Below are 6,589 nucleotides of genomic sequence, written 5' to 3' on the forward strand. Positions count from 1 at the left end.
CTCTTCTTTCTGTTAATCGATTGGCAACATCGTGTGGCGACGTGCCTTGTGTACTTGTTCGTCCGCATGGTAAGAAGAACGGACGAGCGGACCTGCCTCACAATGTGAGAATCCATTTGCTAGCGCAATCTCTTTCAACTCGGCGAACTCGTCTGGATGATAGTAACGTTCGACCTCGAGATGTTTCTTCGTCGGCTGTAAATATTGACCGAGCGTCAAAATATCAACGTTGTGCGCGCGAAGGTCGTCCATCGCTTCAATCAACTCTTCTTTCGTTTCTCCGAGTCCGACCATGATTGATGATTTCGTCGGGATCTCCGGATTCAGTTCTTTCGAACGCTTCAAGAACTCGAGGGTCCGGTCATACGTTGCTTTCGCACGGACTCTCGGTGTTAGGCGACGAACGGTCTCTAAGTTATGGTTCATGATGTCAGGACCCGCATCAATCAACGTCTGCAAGGCAGAGAAGTCACCCATCATGTCTGACGGGAGCACCTCAACTGATGTTTCTGGGTTCATGGCGCGGACGGCACGAACCGTTTCCGCGAAGACGGTAGCCCCGTAATCGTTCAAGTCGTCACGCGCGACGGCCGTGATGACGACATGCTTCAAGTTCATGAGTCGTACGGATTCGGCGACACGCTTCGGTTCTTCCCAATCAAGCTCGTTCGGTTTACCTGTCGTGACGGCGCAAAAGCGGCAGGCGCGTGTACAAATACTTCCTAAAATCATGAAAGTCGCGGTCCGACGTACCGCCCAACATTCATGGATGTTCGGACATTTCGCCTCCTCACATACCGTATGTAGATTTTTCTCACGCATCATGTTTTTTAAGCCGGTATATGTTTCATTCGTGTTCAATTTAATCTGTAACCATTCCGGCTTGCGTTTCACTTCCCCTCTTGCCACAAAAAACTCCCCCCTTTTTTTAAGTTAACCTGTAATGAATTGAGTTTACCAAAAAAAGAATCAAAAACGAACCAGAGAAATTATTGGTTTTACCAATACAGTTTTCTGTGTATCAAAACAGAAACATTGTTTCAAAATGGTTACGCTTTCACTAGGGCGATTGTTTCTGAAAAGTGGAGTTGCTATACTGTTGTTGACCACCTGAATAAGAACCAAATGTAACTGATACGATCAGGCATGGGGTGAACGAGCGTTGATGAGGCAACGCTTCTTCCTCCATGCCTTTTCGTTTGGGGGTCAGCCAAATTTGACTAAGGGGAGTGGGAACATGAACAAGGCATTAAATTGGACGGCAACACTCGGATTGACGACGGCGTTGCTAGTCTCATCTGTTCCGGCAGCGGACGCGGTCGTGGCGGAAGGGACACCGACCATGTCGATTGATCAGCGTGTCAGCACGAAATTGGAATCGATGACACTCGTTCAAAAAATCGGACAGATGATCATGCCGGACTTCCGACTATGGAACGGGGCGAACCATACGGCACTTGCACCGGAAGTTGCGCGAGTCATCGATCGATTTGACCTTGGGGGCGTCATTTTATTCGCGGAAAACGTGAAAGAGACGGAACAGACGACGAAACTCGTTCATGACCTGCAAGAAGTCGTGAAACAAGATGCCAGCAATGATATCCCGTTATTCGTCACAATCGACCAAGAAGGTGGGATTGTGACACGCCTTGGGACGGGAACGAATTTACCGGGGAATATGGCGCTTGGAGCGACTCGAAACAGTCAATATGCCTATGATGCAGGGGAAATCATCGGTTCTGAATTACACGCACTCGGGGTAAACGTGAACTTCGGACCAGTGTTAGACGTCAACAATAACCCAGGGAATCCAGTCATCGGGGTCCGTTCCTTCTCGAGCGATCCTGACCTGGTCGGCGAACTTGGATCAGCGATGACGAAAGGCATTCAAGACCAAGGTGTAGCGGCAACGGCGAAGCATTTCCCAGGTCATGGAGATACAGCCGTCGACTCCCATTACGGATTACCGATTGTCGACAAAACGCTCGACGAGTTGCGCGGACTGGAACTGCTACCGTTCAAACGTGCCATCACGGAAGGCATCGATATGATTATGACAGCACATATCGGGATGCCGCAGATTGAAGACGAGGTCGTCGAGTCAGATCGTGGCACGTTCCCGCTTCCGGCGACGCTCTCGGACGATGTCATTACAGGAGTGCTCCGTGAGGAACTCGAATATGAAGGAATCGTTGTGACCGATGCGCTCAACATGCAGGCTATCGCAGACAACTTCACGGAAGCGGAAGCGGTCATCAAGACGTTTGAAGCAGGTGTCGATATTGCGCTCATGCCGACGATTTTACGTTCGGAGGCGGACGTGATCAAACTCGAGGCAATCTTTGAGGAAGTCATCGCGGCAGTGAACGATGGACGTTTGTCGGAGGCGACCATCGATGAATCGGTCGAACGGATTTTAAAACTGAAGGCAGAACGGGGCATCTGTGGAGAAACGATGAACTCGACTACGCTCGAGGCGAAGCTTGCGGAAGCAAATACTGTCGTAGGAAGCGCAGAACATAAAGTGAAAGAGCGTGAAATCGCGGAAGCGGCTGTGACTCTTGTGAAGAATGATCACAAGACACTCCCGTTTAAACCGAAAAAAGGAGACACGGTGCTCGTCTTGTCGCCAGCGAAAGACCAGACGGATAGCATGGTGAAAACGATTAAGTCACTAGAAAAGAATGCGGGGAATATGAAAGACGTGAACGTCATCACGGCCAACTATTCAGCATCGACGCCACATCTAGATCGAAATCCGGCACTACGGCAACAAGTTGAGGCGGCTGACTATATCATCGTCGGTTCAAACGTGAACAACAGTGCCAAACTGAAGCCGACGTCAGCCGATCATTATGTACCGGCCGAAGTGTTCCGTTTCGCCAACGAGACAGGGAAGAAGTCGGTCTTACTCAGTTTGCGTAATCCATATGATATTGCCGTTCAGCTAGAAGCACCGGCGCAGCTATTGATCTATGGGTTCAAAGGCGACCCGAACGGACCGGACTCGGAAGCGGGTAACTTGAAGTCGGCAGGACCGAACTTACCGGCAGGCATCCGTGCCATCTTCGGTGAAGTGAAGCCGCAAGGGAAGTTGCCGATAGATGTACCAAAATTTGTGGACGGTGTATTCCAAGACGAGAACTATGCACAGTTTGGGGACGGATTTAAGAGCTGGAATCGCTAAACGAAAATGAGCTCGCCCGAAAATCGGGAGAGCTCATTTTTTCATGCTTCGAAATAGGCGATGACGAGTAGACCTGGACCAGTATGGGCACCGATCGCAGACCCGACCAGTGTCTTCGTGATGTGCTTCGGTTCGAGATGTTCGCGGACCATCTTCTCGAACTGTTCCGCTTTTTCTAGGTCGTCCCCGTGACCGATGAAAAGGTCCCCGTTCTCGACGAGCGGCTTCGATTCAACGGTCCATTCGACCATGCGACGCATGACTTTCTTATGACCACGTACCTTTTCAATCGGGACGAGCTTGCCGTCCTCGACCGTCAATAACGGTAAAATCGTCAACAAGTCACCGATGAAGGCACTCGCTTTCGACACACGTCCGCCTCGCATCAAATATTCGAGCGATTCGACCGTGAACAAGTGGCGAATCTTTCCGACGAGCGAAGCAGCATACGCAACTGTTTCTTCGTACGTGTGCTCTTGACTGTACTCTGCGACTGTCTTGACGAATAACGCCTGTCCGACTGAAGCGGTTCGAGTATCGAGGATTTTGAATGTGCTGTCTGGATACTCCTCCTTCAGCATCTCACCGACCATGACGGCGGTTTGATAGGTACCAGAAAGTTCACCTGAGAAGGCGAGATATAAGAACGGCAGTCCCGCCTCGAGATGCTGACGGAAGCAATGTTCAATACGTGACGCCTCGATTTGGAACGTCTTCGGCGTCTTGCCTTGACGCATCGCATCGTACACGTCTTTCGGTTGAATCGTTTCCCCGTCTAAAAACTCTTCGTTGTCGATGATGACACCGAGCGGTAAAATCTCAAGTCCGTATTCGATGATTTGATCGTCTGTCAAATCGGCTCCGGTGTCTGTGATCAGTTTAAACATTGGATGAATCACTCCTCTGTTAATTGTTGTTCAATCTCGCGTAGCGGTTCATTCCGTTTCCACATCCGTTCGAGCTGGCTCACGAGTGTCGTTTGTTCTTCAGCTGTCAGTGACGCGTTTTGGAGCGTGCTGACAGTGGAAAGGACGCGGTAGGCCCGTGTAAGAACATCTTGAACCGTGAGGGGAATGCCGAGCAAGTCTTCTAGCGAAGCCATCGTTTCCGGTACAATAGTAGGGTACGTGAACTTGGTGGCTTCCTCTTGGATCGCCAAATCATAAAAGTCTCGAATGATTTCGGCACGTTCGCTCCCGCTCTGTCTGACGCTCAAGTAAATTTGAACGGCGACACCGCCACGGACGCGTCGTTGCGAAATACCGGCGAATTTTTTCCCGTCAATCGACAAGTCGAAACTTCCCGGACAGTACGAGCCGACGACCTCACCTGGGACGATGTCGCTCGTGACATCTTGGAACATCTGTTGGATAAGGGAGGTCATGGCCTCATAGCCGCTGTCGATTTGAATCCCGTCATTCTCGGGTAAGATTAAAGATAAGTTCAGGACATCATCGTCTAACACGACGGCGAGCCCGCCCGAGTTACGGACGACCGGTCGAAAGCCACGCTCGTGCAAATGCCGAACCCCATCTTTTAAATGAGGCAACCTTGCATCTTGGATTCCGAGTACAATCGTATTCGTGTGCACCCATACGCGCAAGACAGCGCCTGATTGTTGGGTTGAAGCACATAACGTATCGTCAGTTGCGAAAGATTGTTCCGCTTGAAACATCGTGCCAAGGCTCGATTGGTCGATCACACGATAACTCGGTTGTTTTAATAATGGATGGATCATATACCTAATTCCTTTTCACAAATAATTTTCCTTCTCATTATAGCACGGAGGGAACGATTCGTTTGAAGTCGAATCTAGAACATAACGAAACGTAGGAGGGCATGTCATGTACTCGTCACGAGGACAACTATCTGGATCAAAAGTGTTTAAAGACCCGGTACACCGTTATATTTACGTCTACGATCATCTTATTTGGGAGCTGATCAACACGAAAGAGTTTCAGCGCTTGCGTCGCATCAAGCAACTCGGGACGTCCTTTTTGACGTTCCACGGCGCAGAGCACACACGATTTCATCACTCGCTCGGTGTATACGAAATCGCACGCCAGTTAATCGATCAGTTCCAACAGTACCCAGAATGGAACGACCGAGACCGTGAGTTGTTGTTAGCAGCGGCACTCTTACATGACGTCGGGCATGGGCCGTTCTCGCACGCATTCGAACACGTCTTTTCCGTTCGCCATGAAGTATGGACCGAACGAATCATTTTAGGGGATACCGAAGTTAACAAAGTGTTATCCGAGATGGGTGTCGGGTTTGCGGAAGAAGTGGCCTCGATCATCAACAAGACGCACCCGAATCGTCTAATTGTCAACATACTCAGTTCGCAACTCGATGTCGACCGGATGGACTACTTGCTAAGAGATGCGCACTTTGCAGGTGTCAGCTACGGGAAATTTGATTTAGAGCGCATGTTGCGCGTCTTGCGTCCAGATGAAGATCAAGTCGTCGTCAAGCAGTCGGGGATGCACACGATTGAAGATTACATCATGCGTCGCTATCAGATGTATTGGCAAGTGTACCTTCATCCGGCGACACGTTCGAGCGACCTTCTCTTGAAAGCGATTCTTGAGCGAGCACAGGAACTGTATGAGAGTGGCTATGCCTTCAACCTGACCCCGAAGCACTTCTTGCCAATTTTTGAACAAAAAGTGATGACGCTCGAACAATATTTGAAGTTGGATGAAACGGTCGTCTACTTCTATTTCCAAGAGTGGATGGATGAGGAAGACTCGATTTTGGCCGATCTGTCCAGTCGGTTCGTGAATCGTCGTTTATTGAAATATAAAAACTTCCCGGAAGCGAACCGTGACCGTCATATGGAACGTCTCCGTCAGACGATGGAAACAATCGGGTTACCGTCGAAATATTATTTGCTTGAAGATCAGTTAAGTCAATTGCCATATGACTTGTATAAAGGCCAAGGAAAGTATGAAGGGATTTATCTTCAGATGAATGACGGTGAGCGGAAAGAGATTTCGGAAGTGTCGATGCTCGTCCAGTCGATTTTGAACTCGAGACAGTCGGATGAAAAGATTTATTATCCGGAAGATGTGTTGTTGAACTTGAAGGATTATGCCAACGAGAAATCGTGGATTTTGTCGACATTAAAAGACGAATAAGCACGCAAAGGAGCGTGACACGATGGAGATTGCGACACTGATTGGTGGAATCGGGATATTTTTACTCGGCATGACACTACTCACAGATACGCTCAAAAAATGGGCGGGTACACGACGAGGGCACTGAAAAACTCAAAATGATCTTGAACAGATGAGCGTCGTCCCGACCAGGGATGACGCTCATCTGTTTTCCTTGCCTTTGCTTTGTCGCCCTCTTGGGCACGCCGCTTTCCTGGGGGCGGTCAGGGAGCCGCATCGCCTT

5 protein-coding genes are annotated in these 6,589 nt (G+C 49.5%); 2 read left to right on the top strand and 3 right to left on the bottom strand.

All coding sequences use genetic code 11. The features are described 5' to 3' along the window. Positions 1-12: 12 nt before the first annotated feature. On the bottom strand, positions 13-909 hold the full coding sequence (gene lipA / locus KNO76_RS06515; RefSeq protein ID WP_214883800.1) for a lipoyl synthase: 897 nt from the start codon (positions 907-909) through the stop codon (positions 13-15). Between the two features lie 328 nt (positions 910-1,237). On the opposite strand from lipA, the gene KNO76_RS06520 reads away from it, so the two are divergent. Beyond that, on the top strand, positions 1,238-3,187 hold the full coding sequence (locus tag KNO76_RS06520; protein WP_214883803.1) for a glycoside hydrolase family 3 protein: 1,950 nt from the start codon (positions 1,238-1,240) through the stop codon (positions 3,185-3,187). Positions 3,188-3,228: 41 nt separating this feature from the next. On the opposite strand, the gene KNO76_RS06525 is transcribed toward KNO76_RS06520, so the two are convergent. Further along, a complete protein-coding gene (locus KNO76_RS06525; RefSeq protein WP_214883806.1) occupies positions 3,229-4,074 on the bottom strand; it encodes a DegV family protein in 846 nt (281 codons plus the stop codon). Positions 4,075-4,082: 8 nt separating this feature from the next. Then, positions 4,083-4,925, bottom strand: a complete 843-nt coding sequence (locus tag KNO76_RS06530; RefSeq protein WP_214883809.1) for a lipoate--protein ligase family protein — start codon at positions 4,923-4,925, stop codon at positions 4,083-4,085. A gap of 106 nt (positions 4,926-5,031) precedes the next feature. Here KNO76_RS06530 and KNO76_RS06535 point away from each other — a divergent pair, with 106 nt between their 5' ends. Further along, positions 5,032-6,327: an HD domain-containing protein gene (locus KNO76_RS06535; RefSeq protein WP_214883812.1), complete on the top strand. Its 1,296-nt coding sequence runs from the start codon at positions 5,032-5,034 to the stop codon at positions 6,325-6,327. Positions 6,328-6,589: the final 262 nt, after the last annotated feature.

This window comes from Exiguobacterium sp. s101 (assembly GCF_018617835.1).
In the GTDB taxonomy this organism is placed as follows: Bacteria; Bacillota; Bacilli; order Exiguobacteriales; family Exiguobacteriaceae; genus Exiguobacterium; species Exiguobacterium marinum.

What these genes read in the sequence shown, in the direction of transcription:
- KNO76_RS06535 (WP_214883812.1), top strand. Translation starts at nt 5,032, where the DNA reads ATGTACTCGTCACGAGGACAACTATCTGGATCAAAAGTGTTTAAAGAC.
- KNO76_RS06520 (WP_214883803.1), top strand. Translation starts at nt 1,238, where the DNA reads ATGAACAAGGCATTAAATTGGACGGCAACACTCGGATTGACGACGGCG.
- KNO76_RS06530 (WP_214883809.1), bottom strand. Translation starts at nt 4,925, where the DNA reads ATGATCCATCCATTATTAAAACAACCGAGTTATCGTGTGATCGACCAA.
- KNO76_RS06525 (WP_214883806.1), bottom strand. Translation starts at nt 4,074, where the DNA reads ATGTTTAAACTGATCACAGACACCGGAGCCGATTTGACAGACGATCAA.